Raw genomic sequence first — 17,485 nt, 5'->3', positions numbered from 1 at the left:
GTCCTCGCGCCGGCGTGCGTGCGAAACGAATTCGGGTTTCTGGAAGGGCGCGCCGCCTCCCGCGCGACCGCCCTTTGCGGGCGCGACGCCGTGCAGGTGCTCCCCGCGGACGGCGCCGCGTGGGATCTCGATACGCTGGCCGCCCGGCTTGCCAACGTGGGCGAGGTGAAACGGCGCGGCATCTACCTGGAGGCGCGCGTCGAGGATTTCACGCTTCTTGTCTTTCCCGACGCGCGCGTCATCGTTCGCGGCACGGGCGACGAAGGCCGCGCGCGTTCCGTGGTGGCGCGGTTTCTGGGGGCGTAAGGCGCGGGCCATACCCCCCCAGTGCCCGTGCCCGTGCCCGTGCCCGTGCCCGTGCCCGACGTTGCGATGGACATAATGGACATGATGGACCGAATGGACGGGCGACACACTTTTGACCGAGTTTGCGAGGTCCAAGGTGTGGGCATCTTCCCGAAAATCCCTTCGTGCCCTTTGAGCTTTTGTGTTGAATTGCGATTCCTGCGATTCATGCCGCTTTCCGCTCCCGTTCGTGCCGAATCGCGCATGCTCCTTGATTTTCGGTTGCCACCGGCGCGGGGCGGTGCTTACTATTGGGCCGGGCCGCCGGCATCGGCAAATTCGAACATCCTTGTCCGGGGCGGCGGCGTGCGTTTCTGACACCGGGAAGGGGCATCCGATGACGCCAGGTGTGCGTTCCGATCCGTCGGAGGTCTTGATCAAGGAAGAGCTTTTGAAGCTCCTGCGCCTGCTCGATCGGCTCGACATGCCCGGACGCACGCCGTCCACCGTGCCGGTCGATGTATGGTTGACCGATCACACCATCGTCGTGCGTTTCGAGCTGCCGGGCGTCGATCCGAAAAGCGTGTCGCTCGAATACGGCGCGACGCGATTTGACCTGACCGCGGTGAAGCCGCCGTTGAAGCTTCCGAAGAACGCGACGTACGTCGTGGCCGAGCGCCACGTCGGGCCCGTGCGCCAGGCGGTGGAACTGCCGGCCGCCGTGGATCATTCGGGCGTGAAGGCGGTGCTTGCGGACGGCGTGCTGACCGTGACCTGCCGTCGCGTGACGGAACGGCGCGGCCAGCGTCGAACGATTTCGCTTACGAAACCATAGGGGACGCTTATGACGGAAGAAGAGACGATCGTCATCCCGAACGAGTTGCCGGTCCTGGCGCTCCGGGACGTCGTCGTATTCCCGTACATGATCATTCCGCTTGTCGTGGGACGCGACATCTCGAACGCGGCGATCGACGCGGCGATGGCGGGTGAACGCATGGTCGCGGTCATCACGCAAAAGGACATGGACATCGAGGAGCCGCGCGGCGAGGATCTCTTCACCGTCGGCACCGCGTGCACGATCATGCGCATGGTGAAGCTCACCGAGGAGCGCGTGAAGGTTCTGGTGCAGGGCGTCGCGAAGGTGCGCACGAAGAAGTTCAAGCAAGAGCGCCCGTTCCTGCGCGCGACGGTGGAGATCATCCAGGAGCCCGAGGCGCCCGACGAGACGATCGAGAACGAGGCGAATCAGCGCGCGGTCGTCGAGGGCCTGCAAAAGATCTCGCAGATGGGCAAGTCGATCCCCAACGAGGTCGTCGAGCTGGCGGAAACCGTGGACGATCCCGGACGCCTAGCCGACATCGTGGCGAGCAACCTCAGCCTCAAGATCGCCCAGGCGCAGGAGGTGCTCGAGACGGTCGATCCTCAAAAGCGGCTCGAACTCGTGCGCGAACATCTGGCGCGCGAGCTGGCGCTTCTGGAGGCGCAGGCGAAAATCGAGACGATGGCCAAGGAGGGCATCCACAAAAGCCAGCGCGAGTATTACCTGCGCGAGCAGATGAAGGCGATCCGCAAGGAGCTCGGCGAGACCGACGACCGCGACGAGGAAATGGATCTGCTGCGCGAAAAAATCGAGAAGGCCAAGATGCCCAAGGCCGTCGCGGCGGAGGCGGATAAGCAGCTCAAGCGATTGTCCCGCCTGCACGGCGACTCCGCGGAGGCGGGTGTCGTACGCACGTATCTCGATTGGCTTGTCGAGCTGCCGTGGACGGCCAAGACGCGCGACAAGCTCGATCTCAAACAGGCGCACGCCGTCCTGGACGAGGATCACTTCGGCCTGGAGAAGGTGAAGGAACGCATCCTCGAATTTCTGGCCGTCGCGAAGATGCGCGGCACCGTGAAGGGATCGATCCTCTGCTTTGTCGGCCCGCCGGGCGTCGGGAAGACGTCGCTTGGCCGCTCGATCGCCCGGTCCATGGGACGCAAGTTCATCCGTGTCTCGCTGGGCGGCGTGCGCGACGAGGCCGAGATCCGCGGCCACCGGCGCACCTACGTCGGCGCCATGCCCGGCAAGATCCTCATGGGCATGAAACAGGCCGGTTCGAACAACCCCGTTTTCATGCTCGACGAGATCGACAAGCTCGGCGCCGACTTCCGCGGCGACCCCGCCTCGGCGCTGCTCGAGGTGCTCGATCCGGAGCAGAACGACCATTTCACCGATCATTACATGGGCGTGCCATTCGATCTTTCGCGCGTGTTGTTCATCGCGACGGCGAACACCGAGCACCCCATCCCGCAGGCGCTGCACGACCGCATGGAGATGATCCGCATCCCCGGCTACACGTCGCAGGAAAAGGTCAACATCGCCGAGCGCTACCTCATCCCGAAGCAGCTCGACGCGACCGGGCTGACGGGAGAGCAGATTGATTTCCCCAGCCGCGCGGTGATGAAGGTCGTCGAGGGGTACACGCGCGAGGCCGGCGTGCGCACGCTCGAACGCACCATCGGCTCGCTATGCCGAAAGGTCGCGCGGCGCATCGGCGAGGGCAAGGCGGAGCACATCGCGGTGACGCCCGGACAGGTCGAAAAACTGCTCGGCCCGCCGGAGTACCGGCACGAGGAAGACGAGGCGCCGGGGCTGCGCGTCGGCCTGGCGACGGGCCTTGCGTGGACGCCCGTCGGCGGCGAAATCCTGCACATCGAGGCGCAGGCCACGCCGGGGCGCGGCGCGCTGACGCTGACGGGGCATCTGGGCGAGGTGATGCGCGAGTCCGCGCAGGCGGCGGTGACGTACGCCCGCGCGCACGCGAAGGAAATCGGCCTTGTCCCCGATTTCTTCTCGACGCACGACATTCACGTCCACGTGCCCGCGGGCGCCATTCCCAAGGACGGCCCGTCCGCCGGCATCGCGATGGTGACCGCGCTCGTTTCGACGCTCACCGGAATTCCGTCGAAGGCGGAAACGGGGATGACCGGCGAAATCACGCTGCGCGGGCGCGTCATGCCGATCGGCGGCCTGCGCGAAAAACTGCTCGGCGCTCACCGCGCGGGGCTGCGCGTTGTCGTCGCGCCGGCGGGCAACGAAAAGGACTATCGCGATCTCGCGCCGGAGGTCCGGCGCAAGGTGAAGGTGCACTTCGTGAAGGATATCGACGAGGTGCTCGATCTGGTGCTCGAACGTTCGTTCCGCAAGGCGGCGGCGGCCCGTGCGCGCAAGTCGGGAAATGGCGCCACGAAAAAGCGCGCCCAAAAAGCGAAGCCGGCGACAAGGCGGCAAGGCGCGAAACCGGTCGTCAAGGCGACCCGAACCGCGAAGACAAACGGGCGCGGCCGGGCGAAAGGCAAGGGTAACGGCGGCGAACCAAAACGCCCCGCCGCGAAAAACAATCGCCGCAAACCGCGCACGCCCGCCGAGCGCCGCCCGGAGCCGTGAGCCGCGCCGTCCCCACGCATTGCACCCGCCCCAAAGAATCGTTAAAAGGAACGCGCTCTCACGCCGGGCCGCGGCGCGGAGCGTTTTTCTTCTCCGAGTCCCCATCGTCTAGAGGCCTAGGACGCCGGCCTTTCACGCCGGTAACACGGGTTCGACTCCCGTTGGGGACGTTTTGCCGCGCCGCGCCACGCCCTCCGGCGGCGTTACCCCACCGAAACGATAAAAATTATCGTCGCGTTCCTTATCCGGTTGGCCGATACGCCGGACGAAGGGAACGACCGTCATGGACGACAGGTTGCATCGCGGATTTGTCGCAGAGGCCGGCGCCGGCGCGGTGGCCGCGGTCGCGCGCGACCCGTCCGACCGGCCGATGGCGGCCGCAAGCGTCAGAAAGCGCGTCTGGCAGATCATCACGGTCGCGCGGGCGGACGATCGTGCAAGCCGCCTGTTCGACCTTTTCATCATCGTCCTCATCGTCCTGAATCTCGCCGCGGTCATTCTCGAAACCGTGCCGTGGATCTATGCCGCGTCGCCGCTGTTTTTCGACGCGTTCGACGCGTTTTCCGTCGCGATTTTCTCGCTCGAATATCTCGCGCGGCTGTGGGCCTGCACCGTCGAGGAGCGCTACCGCCGCCCGTTCGTCGGACGGTTGAAGTTCGCCGTCTCGCCGATGATGCTCATCGACCTGCTCGCCGTCGCGCCGTTCTACGCCGCGTTGATGGGGGACTTCCGCGCGGTGCGTGCGCTGCGCCTGTTCCGGCTGTTCCGCGTCCTGAAATTCGCGCGCTACTCGAAAGCCATCCGCACCTTCGCAAACGTGGCGCGGGCCAAGCGCGAGGAACTTTTCGTCGCGCTTTTCATCATGGTGGTCGCGATCATCCTGTCCTCCGCGCTGATGCACCACCTCGAGCACGAATTCCAGCCCGACTCGTTCGGCTCCATTCCGGACGCGATGTGGTGGGCGGCCTCGACGTTGACGACCGTCGGATACGGCGACGTGCACCCCATGACGCCGCTTGGCAAGCTGCTCGGCTCGATGATCGCGATCATCGGCATCGGCCTGTTTGCCCTGCCGGCGGGCATCCTTGGATCGGGATTTCTCGAGGAGATGCAGCGCCATCGCCCGCGCACGAATTTCTGCCCGCATTGCGGGGGGGACATTCACCGGCACGGTTGAACGTGGATGCTTTACGCCGCTTGGGCCGGCCGCGCCTCTTTCAAACCCAACGCCAGCACAAGCGCGGCGATGATCGCGAACGTGGCGCCGAGCCCAAGGGCGGCGGGTGCGCCATACGCCTTCCAGAGGTAACCCGCCACGACGGACGCCGGCAGCGCGGCAACGCCGACGGACAGGTGGTAGAGCCCGAATCCCAGGCCGTGCCGCCGCGAAGGAACGAGATCCGCGGCCATCGCGCGCTCCGGCCCTTCGGTCAGCCCGTAGAACAGGCCGTAGAAAATAAAAAGCGGCCACATCTGCCAGGCCGCGTTCGCGGCGGCGAAACCGGCGTACGCAATCGCGTAAACGCCCCAGCCGGCAAGGATCGCCTTGCGTCGCCCGATACGATCGGAAAGCGTGCCGCCCGGCGTGGCAAACGCCGTCTTCGACAGATGCAAAACGATCCACAAAACCGGCGCGTAAGCCACCGGCACGCCGAGTTCCTGCGCGTGCAGCAAGAGAAAAACGTCCGTCGAGTTGCCGAGCGTGAATAGCACCATCGCGGCGAGAAACACGCCGAAGCGGCGGCGGTCGAAATCGTCGGAAGAACCATCCGGGGTCGCGGAATTTGAATGCGCGTTCGAATCGCCCGCGATTTTCGCGTCCGCTTCGGGCGCCGCGTTAGCCGCCCGTTTCTCGCGTACGCGAAACGCAATGAACAACACGGCGATCGCGCCGGGAATCGCCGAGAGGAAAAACACGGTGCGGACATCGAACGCGAACACGGAGAGCAACACGAACGCGAGCGCCGGACCCACGACCGCGCCGGCGTGGTCCATCGCGCGATGAAACCCGAACGCGCGCCCGCGGTCGCGCGTGTCGACCGAGGCGGCCAGCAGCGCGTCTCGCGGCGCGCTGCGCACGCCCTTTCCGGCGCGGTCGGTCGAACGAAGCGCCACGACGTGCCAACCGGCCTGCGCGAGACCCATCGCGGGGCGCACGATGTTGGAAAGCAGATAACCGGCGACCGCGAGCGGCTTCCGGCGACGCACGCGATCCGACCACCGGCCCGATGCGTACTTGAGCAACGACGCGACCGTCTCCGCGAAGCCTTCCATGATGCCGAGCACGTGCGGACCGAGCCCGAGCGTGCCGGTCACGAACGCGGGCAGCAGCGGAAGAATCATCTCGCTCGCGGCGTCGTTGAAAAAGCTGACGAGCCCGAGCGATTTGACCTGTTTGGGAAGAGGGCGATTCGCCACGGCGCGATATTACAGACGAACGCCAATTTTGAGGAACCGTCCGCGGATCAAATACACGTCGTTTCTTGTGGGGCGCGAATGCGCTAAATAGGGAGCGCGTTCGCGCAAACGGCCCTCGAATAAAATCAGCGGTAGGGAGGCAAGCGATGGCGGAGGATCTTCGGGCGACGTACAAAGCCCTGCTCGACGACTCGCGGCAGATTTCGGACCTCGGGCGCATCATGGGACTTCTGGGCTGGGACCAGGAGACGTACATGCCGGCCAAGGGCGTGGAAGCCAAATCGCGGCAGCTTGCGCTGTTGGCGGGCATCGTCCACCGGCGCAACACGGCCGAAAAACGCGGCGCGTGGATCGCGCGATTGACCGAACACGAGGACGAGTTGTCGCCCGACGAAAAGGCCGTGCTGCGCGAGACGCGGCGCGCCTTCGAGCGCATGACCAAACTGCCCGCCGAACTCGTCGAGGAAGAATCGCGCACCTGTTCGCTCGCGCACCAGGACTGGATTCGCGCGCGGCACGAGTCGGACTTTTCGGTCTTCGCCGACTGGCTCGAGAAGATCGTCTCGATCAAAAAGCGCATCGCCGGCCACTGGGGGTATCCGAACGAGCCCTACGACGCGATGCTCGACGACTACGAGCCGGGCGCGACGGCGGAATCGACCGGCGAGGTGCTCGCGGGCCTGCGCGCGAAGCTCGTTCCGTGGGTGCGCAAGTTCGCCGATTCGGGGCGGGCGCCGCGCATCGATTTTCTGTCGCAACGATTCCCGGTCGCGTCGCAAACGCGCCTTGCGAAATTTGCGATGACCGCGATCGGCTTTGACCCGGAAGCCGGGCGCCTCGATATCTCCGCGCATCCGTTTTGCAGCGGCACCGGCGGCGACGTGCGCCTGACGACGCGTTATTACGAGGACCAGCCGTTCGCGTCGCTGTACGGCGTCATCCACGAGGCGGGCCACGGGCTGTATGAGCAGAACCTCGCTCGCGAGCACGAGGGCACGCCGCTTGGCGAAAGCTCGTCGATGTCGATCCACGAGTCGCAGTCGCGCCTGTGGGAGAACGTCGTCGGCCGCTCGCGCGCCTTCCTCGCGTTCATGGAGCCGACGCTGCGCGCCGAATACAAGGAGCAGCTTGCGGGCGTGTCGCTCGACGATCTCTACTTCGCGGTCAACCGCGTGGAGCCCTCGCTCATCCGCGTCGAGGCCGACGAGGTCACCTACGGCCTGCACATCATTTTGCGCTTCGAGATCGAGCGCGATCTGCTTTCCGGCAAGCTCGCGGTGAAGGATCTTCCCGCCGCGTGGAACGCGAAGATGCAGGAGTTTCTCGGCGTGACGCCGCAAAACGACGCGCTCGGATGCCTTCAGGACGTGCACTGGTCGCTCGGCATGTTCGGATATTTTCCAAGCTACCTTCTCGGCAGCCTGAACGCGGCGCAACTCTACGCGAAAGCGCGCACCGATGTGCCGGGAATCGATGAAGGTTTCGCCGAAGGCCGGTTCGCCCCGCTGCTGGCCTGGCTGCGCGAAAACGTGCACACGCACGGCCGCCGCTACCTGCCCGCGGACCTCATCGAGCATGTCACCGGCCGCCCGCCGTCGCCGGACGATTTCATGGCGTATGTCGCCGAGAAATACGGCGCGCTGTACGGGGTGAGCGCGTAGGGGACGCGCAGGGGTCTATCCGCAGATTTCGCAGATTACGCAGATTCAAGTATTTGTTCTTGCCGGAATTGACCCCACGCGACGGCAGTGACTTTCTCGACCAGCATGACACTGCCGTCGCTCGATGTTTGACGAACGCCGTCGTGCGTTTTCCCATCTGCGAAATCTGCGTAATCTGCGGACAAACAAAACCGGACGAATTAGCGCCCATGCCGACTTACGAACTCGACAGGACGAAACGCGACCCGAGAACCTACGCCATCATTGGCGCGGCGATGGAGGTGCACTCGATTTTGGGATGCGGATTTCTCGAACCGGTCTCGCTTCGCGAGAACCCGGCCATCGCTTCCGGAGTCGGCTCAAAACTTCGGCGAGCCCTGAAACACCGACGGGAAATTCATGCCATCTGCGTAATCGGCGTAATCTGCGGATAAACAAAATCGAAAAAAAGCCCGGCGCTTTCGCGCCGGGCTTTCGCTTAGCGATCGGTATCTTACTTGACGATGTTCAGGTTGCGCTCGACGCGCTGGTTCGCGCGGAGCTTCAGCGCGCTCTTGTCGATCCCCTGAAAGCGGAAGGTGCGGTGACCTTCGTGGAATCCGACGCTGCCGCCCATGAGGTCGGAGCGGTCGAAGTACTGCGAAGCAACCTGCGTCACCTCGTCATTCGAGGCCTTGCTGATCGCGACGAACGCAAAGGACATGGCCACCATGGCGGCCGCGGCGACAAGCAAAACGGCACCGGACATCATACGCTTGCTCATGGAATCGATCCTCCTGGTTGTGGTTCTCTTCTCGAAGAACATCCAACTCTAGCCAATCTTTCCCTTCAATGCAAGAACCAATTCGGCGCGAATTGCATTATTCGTCCAATTATGCGGCCGCCGTTCGAACGCAATCCACGCGGCGCGTAAGTTATCAAATACACGACGGAAACGCGGCTTCGTCCGGACAAGGGATCGGCGCGCCCAGCGCCCAACCGACGGCGTAAGCCGCGCCTCGCGCGACGATGTCGAAGTGCGTCGCCCCTTCGATCATGCAGGCGGTGAGATCGGCGCCGTCCGACTCGATCATCTCGCGCAGACACGCCTGGGATCGCGGTGTCTGCTGCTCGTCCGCCGAGCCGGCGACGACGAGAATGGGCGCGCCGCCGGGATCGAAGGGCCGATCGTTTCCCGCCGCGCGCGAGACGTAGGCATCCGCGCGGGCGGTGCATGCTTCGCCGGCCAGGCAGTCGGCGACCTCCGCGCGGAACGTCGGATCGATCAGTTCGCCGGTGACCGCCGGCGGATCGTAGCCGACCGCCGGCGTTTGCAGCGTGAGCGTCAGTTGAAAAACGCATTCGGTGTCGATGGCGTCTCCGATATACGTGCGCACGTCGGGGTGGATTCCCTCGCGCGCGGACGCCTCGCCGAAGAGGTTGGCGAAGTTCGCGTAGAGCGCGAGCGCGGCGACCGCCCGGTTGACGCCGGCGCCGCCGGAAATGGGGAAGTTCGGCAAGCGGAAGCTTTCGATCTCGTTGCCGCTTGACCACCCGCCCGCGAACGACACGACCTTCACGATCGAAAGATCCGGCGCGCCGTCCGCGGCGCCGAGCACCTGCGTTCCCAGCGCCGCTCCCCCGCCCTGGCTGTGGCCGATGGCGATGACCTCGCCGGAAAGCGAGCCCATTGTCAGCGCGCGAATCGCGGCGCGCGCCGCATCGAGCATCGAGTGCGTCGTATCCACGACGTTTCCGTAGCCCTGCACGCCATCGGTTCCGAGCCCCGCGTAGTCCGGTGCGATAACGGGGTATCCCGCGGCGACAAACGGCAACAGCAACTCGGCTTCCAGCACGGGGTATTTCGACGGCGCGCAACGATCCGCGAGCCCCGCCGTACCGTGTGCCGCGACGGCGACCGGAAGCGGGCCGGCGGCGGGCTCGGTCGGCACGAACAGGCGCGCGGTGCCGATGCCGGCCTCGCCCGGATCGCGGTCGGTTCGGTACGAGATCACATACGACGCGTACCCGCTCGTCACGTCGATTCCCGGCACGTTCGCAAGACGCGACTCCACGTCCTCGCGCGTCATTTCGCCATCCGCGGCGCAGCGAATGGGATCGCCGCGTTCCATCGCGGCCAGCGCGCCGGCGTTCGGCGTCAGGTAAACGTCTTCCTTGTCATCGACGCACGCGATCGCGACGTCGGGCGGCGGCGCGGGATCGTCGTCCGTGTCATCGTCTTCGTCGTCGTCCGTGTCATCGTCGGAGTCATCGCCGGAGTCATCGCCGGCATGGTCGTCGTCATCAACCGTGGCATCGTCATCATCGGCGTCTCCGCCGGCCGGATCGCCGTCGCCTTCGTCGTCAACGCCGCCGCATGAACAGGCGGGAACGGCGAGAAACGAAAACGCGATCGCCGCGACGATGATGGATCGAATGGACATCATGGACATCGCGGACCGGACGGACGGATCGCGACGAGGCGAATGTCCGTTGTTCGCGCCCTGGGGAACATGATCACATCGGTGCACAGACTCACGGCGAGGTTTTCCTTCCGCTCGTCATTTCTCTTATTCGCTCCCCGCGCCTCAGCCCGCCCGCCGGTATTGAGCGCGCCCGTCGAACTCGACGCGTACGATCTTGCCTTCGCCCGCAAGGCGCGCCAACAGCGCGTGCGCCTCGTCGCCCGGAAGTCCCAGCGTTTCGATGAGATCGTCCTCGTCGACGCCACGGCGCAGAACGAGGGAAAGAACCTGGTCCTCCGCGGGCATGACGGGCGCCGGCCTCTCGACGCGCGGCCGCGCGACCACCTCGACGTTCGGCAGGTCGAACGCGACGCGGATCGCCTGCATCTCGTCCGGCGAAAGCGGCTTCGCACTCGCGAACGCGGGCGGCCGGTCGACGGTATTGAGCTGCACGCGATCGGGGCGGATGCGCCGCGCGGCGTCGGCCAATAGCGCCACCTCGCGCGGGTCGTCGTTGATGCCCTTGCAGAAGAAGATTTCGAGGTCCATGCGCCCCGCGAACTCGTCGCGGAAGCGGACGAGGCCGTCGATCATTTCGGAGGCGAGGATCGTCGGGTGCGAGCGGTTGATCCTGCGCATCACGTCCTGCGTCACGGCGTCGAGGCTCGGCACGACGATATCCGCGAGCGCCAGCTCGGCGCGCACATCCGCGCGCATGATGAGCGCGGAGTTCGTGATCACCGCGACGGGCGTGCCGGTCAGCGTGCGGATGACGCGGATCAATTCGCCGAGGCGGGAATACAGGGTGGGTTCGCCGTTTCCGGAGAAGGTCAGGACATCGACACCGGCCGCATCGCCGCTCGCAAAAAACCGGCGCAGTTCGGCGACCACCTCATCAAACGGCACGAACTCCGATCGCTCGACCGGCATCGCGACCGTCGGTCCGCACTCGCAGTAAGGGCAATTGAAGTTGCAGATTTTTCGGATGAAAAGGTCGATTCCCAGCGAATTGCCGAGCCGCCGCGACGGAACGGGCCCGAATAGATATCGGTACGCGCCCGCGGGGAGCGTGGCGAGCGGATCCAGGGTTTTTCGCGATGCGGATGCCATCCGCGCCAGTATATCAGCCCGGCGGCGGCTACGAACAGGCAGCGGCGGTCATGGCTTCGTCATCACGCACATCGGACGGGCCGACGCGAACGGCTACGTCGCGGGCGTCCGGCGCCGGCGGCGCCTCGCGAACCACACGGCGAGCATGACGGCGAGAATCACGAGCGTCGTACCGGCGGCGAACGCGACAAACGGCGCTTCGGTGTCGCCGGTATCGATCAACTTGATCTGATATGGCTCGGCCTTCATGCCGGCCATCGTCATGCGCGCGGTGGTGAATTCGGCGCCCTCCTCGCGAAACTGGATCACGGTGTTTCCAAAGAACATCGAGGCGAGGATGGTCACGTTTTTCGCGCCGCGCGGGATGGCGCCCGTCAGGCGCAGGCTTTCCGCGGGCAGCGGGCCGCCCAGGCGCCAGCCGTAGTCGTCCTCGCCGAGTTTCACCGCCTGCGCGGCCGTTTCGACGGGGGCGCCGTCAAACCACACCTCGACAAGCACGGGCAGCGTATCGGTGATGTGCTTTCGCCGGATCTCGCGCTCCTCCGGCGATAGCTGCCCGACGAGCCTGTCGAGTTCCTCCACGGGGATATCAGCCTGCGTCAGGGAAAACATCAGCGCGCGAACGTCCTGGAGCACTTCGACCGTGAACGTGCGATCCGGGTGCAGAACGACGAGGATCTCCATGTTCCCCATGTAATGCGCGACCGCGGGAACCGCGGCGAATATCCCAACTGCAAACGCGGCGAACACCGCGGTTCGACGCAGCCCGATCGTCGAGAGAGCGGCTCGCCGCCTCATTGATTGATCACCGTCCAGGGGGCGCGCGTGCTGCCCGTTTCGCCTTCATCGCCGTCGCTGCTCGCGGCGTCGTCGCGCACGTAGATGATGAGCTTCGCACCCTTTTTCGGCTCGCGCCCTTCGAGGATGCCGTTCCAGGCGCGCAGGCTCGCCGGGCTCGTATCGTATCGGCGCGCAAGGATATCGAGCGGGGTGCCGCGCTTTTTCTTGATCGTCAGGACGCGGACGCCGCGCAGGCCGTCGCGCGGCGCGACCGCGTTGGCGCTCGCGTTCACGGCTTCGAGCGCGTGCTCGTTTTCCGCTGGAACGACGACGGCGTACGTCCCCCCGTCGGGCGGGATGTAGTCGGTCAACAGCTCGGGGTTGTGATCGCGCACGACGCCTCCCGGCGCGTCGGCCAACAGCGTCAGGCGCGAAAGGTCCGTCAACGCGCGCAGCGGAACGGCGGCTTGGGAGGCGGCGGCGGGCGCTTCGAATCCGTGGGCCTTCGGATCGGCCAACACGATCCACGCGGCCGTAAGGCGCGCGGACAACGCGGCGACATCCGGCGCGGCGCTCTCCGAGCGCAGCAGGCGAGCGCGCGTGAATGAAACCAGCGCCGCATGCGCGTCGCCCCCCGCGGCGTCGCGCGCGCGGGTCAGTTCGGCGCAAGCCCATAGCGTCGCGTCCTCGGGATCGCGTCGGGCGTCCACGAAGGCGTCCCGGCGCAATCCGCCGCGGCGCGCCTCCTCGCGGTCGATGCGCCACAGGCCCGCGGCGTCGCCCGGAAAATTCGCGGCGGGATCGTAATCCGCCAGCAAAAACGGCAGCACATCCGCACCGCCGGGCGCGCCGCAACGGTGCAAAACCCGCGCGACGCGCGACCCGAAACGCGCGTGCCGCGCTAGGGCGGCTTGCATTTGTTCGCGGGCGGGTCCGGTCAGGCGGGCGATTTCCTTCGCGGCGACCGGTTCGATTTCGGCCGTCGGCGCGCTCTCAACCTCGTCAGCCGCGGCGATCGCCGCCGGCGACGCAAGCGCCAGGGACGCGATCAGCGCGCCGGCCACGCGCGCCGCGCGGCACGACCGCGAAATTTCAACCGGCATGGCGCGTCGGATTGTCGTCGGAATCCTCGCCATCGTCCGAATCGTCAGGATCGAGGTCCCGGGAGAGCCGCTTGTCGATCGCGCGCGTCACAATCTCCTCGACGCGGTGGGCGATGATGCGGTCAAGGACGGGGCCGAGCCGCGCCTCGAGCCACTGGCCGAAATAACCTTCCAGTTCCCACTGCCAGACGCGGAAGTTCTTCCCAAGCGAGCGCATGATCCGCTGCTTGTAATAGACATAATAAACCATGAGCGCGATGAAGATGCCGACGACAACATCAAGGACGTAGTGCTGCTTGACGAACAGCGTCGAGGTCGCGATCGCGAGCGCGTAGAAAATCGCGATCAGGCCCCACGGCCGGTTGATCTCAAAGATCGTCAGTGCGCTCATCATCGTCATGGCGACGTGCGTGGACGGAAAGCAGTTCACGGGCTTGTCGGCCGAATAGACAAGGCTGAGAACCCACATCGTGAAGCTTTCCGCCGGATCGATGACCGGCCGGTCGATCGACACCGGGAATAACACGAATATGGAGAAACAGATGACCATGACCGTAATGTAGGCGCTTGTGAATTCCTTGAAAAATTGCGCGTCGCGGACAAGCAGATAGGGGTAGATGTACATCGGGTACAGGCCGACGTAGATGAATACGAATTCGGGAATGAACGGAATCCGCGTATCCAGAAGGACGGGAATCTTGTCCGTGTGCGTCGGATCGATGGAAGCCGCGATCGTGAAATAGCCGCCCGCCCAGATCGCGAACATCATGACGGCCAGCAATTCCTGCCAGTAAACGGACGCGAAGCGCCGGGCGGAGTCGATCATGGCGTCCGCTCCGGGTACACATAGAGAAAGTGCGAGACGGACGCAATCGCGGGCGCCAGGAAGGTGACGACGAAATGCGCCCCGTTCCCAATCGGCCAGGGCGCCAGCATCTGAAAGACAAAATGGACGACGACCATGACGTTCAGGCCAACGAAAAAGTGCAGCAGGATCCAGCGAAGAGGGTTGCGCCGGGCGGAGATGGTCTTGTCCGTCCCGCGGGAGAACTCGCGGGCGAGCTCACGGATCAGCTCCTGGCGAAGTTCGCGTGACGCAACCATCGTAACCCCTGGGCGAAAACTCGCCTATCGCGCGGGACGCCGGCCAGGGCGCCCCAACCGGAATGGCCTCTTTTCGGCGGGTTTTGCCATCGGCGTCAAGCATTCATTTCGAAAATGTCCGCGTCCGGGCCGGATTGCTCCCACGGCGCTGGGCACCGATTGTGTATCGTTTCTTACATATCGAATTCGGCGACGGTCAAATGAATTGACTTTCGACGGGCGGCAGGCCTAACATCCGCCCTTGATTTTGCCTTGCGGATGATTTACCGGCCCATGCCGCGGGAGGCTGCGCCGTTTCGGGGCTACGAATTGGTGCGCAAGACCGGGCGCGGGAGCGCCCAACGGAGGCTGACGATGCGGGTACGTACAATCATGCAGTTGATGTTCCTGTTGGCGATCGTGGCGGCGCTGGCCATCGGCTTTGGCGCCTGCGACGTCGAGGACGCGGTGAAAGATCAGGCGGACACAGGCTTTGACGAAGAAGAGGACCTGGAACTCGAACCGATCGTCGTGGGCGACGAGGGTGACGAGAAAGCGGTTCAGGACGACGCGGTCTGCGGTCAGACGAGCGTGAACGCGGCGCTCCAGGAAGCGCTCGGAGACGACTTCGACGACGTGAGCATCGACGACGTTGAGCTGATCAGCGTCAAATTCCGCTACAAGAACGTGGACTGGGACGACGACGCGGTTGACGAAATCCAGTGCCAGCTCTTCCTTTGCAGCGACGAGTTCGACAACTGTGACGACTGGGCGGACGCCCTGATTGCCGATTTCCCGGTGTCGAAGGGCGACAAGGAATACTCCGAAGCGGACCTCGAAGAAGGCACGCTTACGTTCGTGAACTACTATCTCACGAACCGCGACGAGGAATTCCGCTATTGCATCTACGATGAGGCGCCGCCGCTTGGCTTCTTCGGCGAGTTCTACATCGAGATCCGCGTCCGCACGAAGGGCGAGGTCGAGATCTAAGCCGAAACGAAAAACGAGACGACGAAAAAGGAGGCCATCGGGCCTCCTTTTTTTTATGGATTCATGCCGCCGGGCACGATGGATGGGAATCGGTGAGAAAGCCAGGGAAACGGGTCATGTTATCGCGCCACGCACCCGTTTCTCCATGCGCCACCTTCGCTTCTATAACAATGCGGCCGCGGCCGCGTTTTCCGGCGCAATCCGTCCTTTGCTGACGCGAAAAGCCGGCGTGGCGTAATCCGGCGAAGCGCCGCCGGAATACCGAACGCGAGCCGCGACGAGCACGTCTCCCGCGCGCCGGCACGCCAGAAACGCCGGGTGGCCGGGCTCCTCGATCGCCGTCACCGCCGGCGCGCGCTCCTTGATCGCCGCCGCGACAAGGCGGGCCGCGTCGATCTCCTCCGCCGTGCCGGCGCATTGCTCGAGCCCGGCGAATGTCGCGCGGGCTAACGCCGGCTGCACCGCCGCGGGCGCGGCGCCGGCCAGCGAATAGTCCACCTTTGTTTGTTGCCCCGGTCCGGGCGGCAGCGACGCCAGCAGCACGACGACCAGCGCGGCGGCCGCGGCAAAACAGGTCCCCACGACGCGCGTATGCATCAGTATTTCCTCATGAGGCCGACCACCACGCCCTGAACGCGCACGCGCTCTTCCGAATAGGTGACCGGCGAAAGGTTGGGATTCGCGGGTATGAGCGTGATGTCGGAATTTTGCCGGCGCAGGCGCTTGACCGTGGCTTCCGCCTCGTCCACGAGCGCCACGACCACCTCGCCGTTTTCGGCTTTTTCCTGGCGGCGCGCGATGACGAGGTCGCCGTCGAAGATACCTTCCTCGATCATGGAATCGCCCTCGACGCGCAGGGCGAAGTGGTCGCCGCGGCCGATCATGTCCTCGGGCAGCGCGATGGTGTCGGCGTCATCGAGCGTCTCGATCGCCGGGATCGGGCGTCCCGCCGCGATCGCGCCAAGCACCGGGACGTACACCCCCGCGGGCGGGGGATCGTCCGCGACGGGGCGAAGCGACCGGCTGCGGTTCGATTCGCGCGACAGCGCGCCCATCTCCTCGAGCGCCGAAACGTGTTGATGCACGGTCGCCACGCTCGCCAGGCCGAAATGCGCGGCGATCTCGCGCAGGCTCGGTGCGTAGCCCTCGGCGCGCAGATGCTCCTCGATGAAGTCGAGGATCTGTTTCTGCTTTTTGGTCAGGCGCATGGAGCCTCCCGTGCGTTCAGGCGATGGATAAAATGGACGTCATGGACATCATGGACATCATCAGAACGTCTCGTCGGGGCGGAGCCGCACGCTCCCTCACGGTCGCGGCACTGACCTGGCCGGGGCCGCCAGCCGGTCATTCCGCATTCCCGATTCCCCATTCGACATTTATTTTTCTACTCCCACGTCCCGCCCCCCATTCGCGCGCGGCTTCGCCGGCGTTTCCGCCTCCATGGAAGGCGGCGATTTTCGCGACCCTTCGGCACGTTCCGGTCCCGCATGAAGCTCCCCGCTAACGCTGCCCAAATCCCCGCGAAATCGCCGCCGGCGCGGCCCAGAGCGTTGCGCGCCTGGGTGATGTTCGTTTTCTGTTCGTATTTGTATGCGAACAAAAACCGAAAGTCAAGCGTTTTTTTTGAGAAGAGGAAGGAGGAAATAGCAAAGAGGAACGCGGGAGCGACTCATTGAAATTCGCTCGCGTTTTTGGTCGGACTTGTCGGCGGGGCCGCTTTTGGACAACGATTCCGTTTGATGGATCGAATCGGAAAAATCGTCGCGCTGGTTCTCAGCGCGATTATCCTCTTTGCCGCCCCCGCCCTCGCGTGGCAGGAGATTCCCGAACTGCCGTTTGACGAGCGCGGCGACAAGGCCGGGTTGCTGCTGGCGCTGGATCGTCAGGCGGAATATCTGGCGCGGCTTGGCGACAGACCCGTCAAGGTCGGTGCGCTGCGCGTTCCGGCATCGAAGCTCGCGGCCGGGGTGACGACCCTGCGAAAGATCGTGGATGAGTCATTCGGCAAGCCGGACCTGTCCGAGCGCGTCAACGCGGCGTTTCGCATCTTTCGGACGAGCCACCCCGCAAAACCCGGCCGCGCGCATTTAACGGGTTATTACGACCCGATTGTCGAGGCCTCGCACACGCGGAGCGGCCCGTACATCCACCCGCTCTACGCCCGCCCGCCCGATCTTGAGG

17 protein-coding genes and 1 tRNA gene are annotated in these 17,485 nt (G+C 64.9%); 8 read left to right on the top strand and 10 right to left on the bottom strand.

Features of this window, described 5'->3' with window-relative positions; translation table 11 throughout:
• From K8I61_05195 to K8I61_05175, 5 genes are all read left to right on the top strand, one after another.
• Positions 1 to 306: thiazole biosynthesis adenylyltransferase ThiF (locus K8I61_05195; protein ID MBZ0271409.1), on the top strand; the 306-nt coding region annotated here is incomplete at its 5' end.
• 376 nt (positions 307 to 682) lie between these two features.
• A complete protein-coding gene (locus K8I61_05190) occupies positions 683 to 1,120 on the top strand; it encodes an Hsp20/alpha crystallin family protein (GenBank protein MBZ0271408.1) in 438 nt (145 codons plus the stop codon).
• Positions 1,121 to 1,129: 9 nt separating this feature from the next.
• Entirely contained in the window at positions 1,130 to 3,715 is a 2,586-nt protein-coding gene (lon, locus tag K8I61_05185; protein MBZ0271407.1) for an endopeptidase La, read from the top strand.
• Positions 3,716 to 3,812: 97 nt separating this feature from the next.
• A tRNA-Glu gene (locus tag K8I61_05180) sits at positions 3,813 to 3,885 on the top strand.
• Between the two features lie 200 nt (positions 3,886 to 4,085).
• Positions 4,086 to 4,892 carry an ion transporter gene (locus K8I61_05175; protein ID MBZ0271406.1) on the top strand — a complete coding sequence of 269 codons (807 nt, stop codon included), beginning with the start codon at positions 4,086 to 4,088 and terminating at the stop codon, positions 4,890 to 4,892.
• Between the two features lie 11 nt (positions 4,893 to 4,903).
• On the opposite strand, the gene K8I61_05170 is transcribed toward K8I61_05175, so the two are convergent.
• Complete coding sequence (locus K8I61_05170) at positions 4,904 to 6,058, bottom strand: MFS transporter (GenBank protein ID MBZ0271405.1); 1,155 nt, start codon at positions 6,056 to 6,058, stop codon at positions 4,904 to 4,906.
• Between the two features lie 221 nt (positions 6,059 to 6,279).
• Here K8I61_05170 and K8I61_05165 point away from each other — a divergent pair, with 221 nt between their 5' ends.
• On the top strand, positions 6,280 to 7,794 hold the full coding sequence (locus K8I61_05165; GenBank protein MBZ0271404.1) for a carboxypeptidase M32: 1,515 nt from the start codon (positions 6,280 to 6,282) through the stop codon (positions 7,792 to 7,794).
• A 493-nt stretch (positions 7,795 to 8,287) separates the two neighbouring features.
• Here K8I61_05165 and K8I61_05160 read toward each other — a convergent pair whose 3' ends face one another.
• From K8I61_05160 to K8I61_05130, 7 genes are all read right to left on the bottom strand, one after another.
• Entirely contained in the window at positions 8,288 to 8,557 is a 270-nt protein-coding gene (locus tag K8I61_05160; protein ID MBZ0271403.1) for a hypothetical protein, read from the bottom strand.
• Between the two features lie 154 nt (positions 8,558 to 8,711).
• On the bottom strand, positions 8,712 to 10,217 hold the full coding sequence (locus K8I61_05155; protein MBZ0271402.1) for an alpha/beta fold hydrolase: 1,506 nt from the start codon (positions 10,215 to 10,217) through the stop codon (positions 8,712 to 8,714).
• A 144-nt stretch (positions 10,218 to 10,361) separates the two neighbouring features.
• On the bottom strand, positions 10,362 to 11,348 hold the full coding sequence (locus tag K8I61_05150; GenBank protein MBZ0271401.1) for a radical SAM protein: 987 nt from the start codon (positions 11,346 to 11,348) through the stop codon (positions 10,362 to 10,364).
• Positions 11,349 to 11,441: 93 nt separating this feature from the next.
• Positions 11,442 to 12,146 carry a hypothetical protein gene (locus tag K8I61_05145; protein ID MBZ0271400.1) on the bottom strand — a complete coding sequence of 235 codons (705 nt, stop codon included), beginning with the start codon at positions 12,144 to 12,146 and terminating at the stop codon, positions 11,442 to 11,444.
• Positions 12,143 to 13,231: a hypothetical protein gene (locus tag K8I61_05140; protein ID MBZ0271399.1), complete on the bottom strand. Its 1,089-nt coding sequence runs from the start codon at positions 13,229 to 13,231 to the stop codon at positions 12,143 to 12,145. Before K8I61_05140 ends, K8I61_05145 begins: the two co-directional genes overlap by 4 nt.
• Positions 13,221 to 14,057 carry a phosphatase PAP2 family protein gene (locus K8I61_05135; protein MBZ0271398.1) on the bottom strand — a complete coding sequence of 279 codons (837 nt, stop codon included), beginning with the start codon at positions 14,055 to 14,057 and terminating at the stop codon, positions 13,221 to 13,223. Before K8I61_05135 ends, K8I61_05140 begins: the two co-directional genes overlap by 11 nt.
• Positions 14,054 to 14,335, bottom strand: coding sequence for a hypothetical protein (locus K8I61_05130; GenBank protein ID MBZ0271397.1), 282 nt, complete (start codon positions 14,333 to 14,335; stop codon positions 14,054 to 14,056). The genes K8I61_05135 and K8I61_05130 overlap by 4 nt, the downstream gene beginning before the upstream one ends.
• Before the next feature lie 354 nt (positions 14,336 to 14,689).
• Between K8I61_05130 and K8I61_05125 the strand changes: the two genes are divergently transcribed.
• A complete protein-coding gene (locus tag K8I61_05125; GenBank protein ID MBZ0271396.1) occupies positions 14,690 to 15,304 on the top strand; it encodes a hypothetical protein in 615 nt (204 codons plus the stop codon).
• Between the two features lie 162 nt (positions 15,305 to 15,466).
• Here K8I61_05125 and K8I61_05120 read toward each other — a convergent pair whose 3' ends face one another.
• Together K8I61_05120 and lexA are read right to left on the bottom strand one after the other, a co-directional pair.
• Positions 15,467 to 15,901: a hypothetical protein gene (locus K8I61_05120; protein ID MBZ0271395.1), complete on the bottom strand. Its 435-nt coding sequence runs from the start codon at positions 15,899 to 15,901 to the stop codon at positions 15,467 to 15,469.
• Positions 15,901 to 16,512 carry a transcriptional repressor LexA gene (gene lexA / locus K8I61_05115; protein MBZ0271394.1) on the bottom strand — a complete coding sequence of 204 codons (612 nt, stop codon included), beginning with the start codon at positions 16,510 to 16,512 and terminating at the stop codon, positions 15,901 to 15,903. The genes K8I61_05120 and lexA overlap by 1 nt, the downstream gene beginning before the upstream one ends.
• Before the next feature lie 531 nt (positions 16,513 to 17,043).
• Between lexA and K8I61_05110 the strand changes: the two genes are divergently transcribed.
• The coding region (locus tag K8I61_05110) for an MltA domain-containing protein (GenBank protein MBZ0271393.1) at positions 17,044 to 17,485 on the top strand (442 nt) is incomplete at its 3' end.

It is taken from the genome of bacterium, from assembly GCA_019912885.1.
Taxonomy (GTDB): Bacteria; Lernaellota; Lernaellaia; order JACKCT01; family JACKCT01; genus JAIOHV01.
Note: the sequence above shows the minus strand (reverse complement) of the source record. Positions and strands in the feature narration are given on the sequence as shown.

Excerpts from the sequence above, each read along its gene's own strand:
- K8I61_05145 (MBZ0271400.1), bottom strand. The coding sequence starts at position 12,146 with ATGAGGCGGCGAGCCGCTCTCTCGACGATCGGGCTGCGTCGAACCGCG.
- K8I61_05125 (MBZ0271396.1), top strand. The coding sequence starts at position 14,690 with ATGCGGGTACGTACAATCATGCAGTTGATGTTCCTGTTGGCGATCGTG.
- K8I61_05120 (MBZ0271395.1), bottom strand. The coding sequence starts at position 15,901 with ATGCATACGCGCGTCGTGGGGACCTGTTTTGCCGCGGCCGCCGCGCTG.
- K8I61_05160 (MBZ0271403.1), bottom strand. The coding sequence starts at position 8,557 with ATGAGCAAGCGTATGATGTCCGGTGCCGTTTTGCTTGTCGCCGCGGCC.
- K8I61_05170 (MBZ0271405.1), bottom strand. The coding sequence starts at position 6,058 with ATGATTCTTCCGCTGCTGCCCGCGTTCGTGACCGGCACGCTCGGGCTC.
- lon (MBZ0271407.1), top strand. The coding sequence starts at position 1,130 with ATGACGGAAGAAGAGACGATCGTCATCCCGAACGAGTTGCCGGTCCTG.
- K8I61_05130 (MBZ0271397.1), bottom strand. The coding sequence starts at position 14,335 with ATGGTTGCGTCACGCGAACTTCGCCAGGAGCTGATCCGTGAGCTCGCC.
- K8I61_05150 (MBZ0271401.1), bottom strand. The coding sequence starts at position 11,348 with ATGGCATCCGCATCGCGAAAAACCCTGGATCCGCTCGCCACGCTCCCC.
- K8I61_05135 (MBZ0271398.1), bottom strand. The coding sequence starts at position 14,057 with ATGATCGACTCCGCCCGGCGCTTCGCGTCCGTTTACTGGCAGGAATTG.
- K8I61_05190 (MBZ0271408.1), top strand. The coding sequence starts at position 683 with ATGACGCCAGGTGTGCGTTCCGATCCGTCGGAGGTCTTGATCAAGGAA.
- K8I61_05140 (MBZ0271399.1), bottom strand. The coding sequence starts at position 13,231 with ATGCCGGTTGAAATTTCGCGGTCGTGCCGCGCGGCGCGCGTGGCCGGC.
- lexA (MBZ0271394.1), bottom strand. The coding sequence starts at position 16,512 with ATGCGCCTGACCAAAAAGCAGAAACAGATCCTCGACTTCATCGAGGAG.
- K8I61_05175 (MBZ0271406.1), top strand. The coding sequence starts at position 4,086 with ATGGCGGCCGCAAGCGTCAGAAAGCGCGTCTGGCAGATCATCACGGTC.
- K8I61_05155 (MBZ0271402.1), bottom strand. The coding sequence starts at position 10,217 with ATGTCCATTCGATCCATCATCGTCGCGGCGATCGCGTTTTCGTTTCTC.
- K8I61_05165 (MBZ0271404.1), top strand. The coding sequence starts at position 6,280 with ATGGCGGAGGATCTTCGGGCGACGTACAAAGCCCTGCTCGACGACTCG.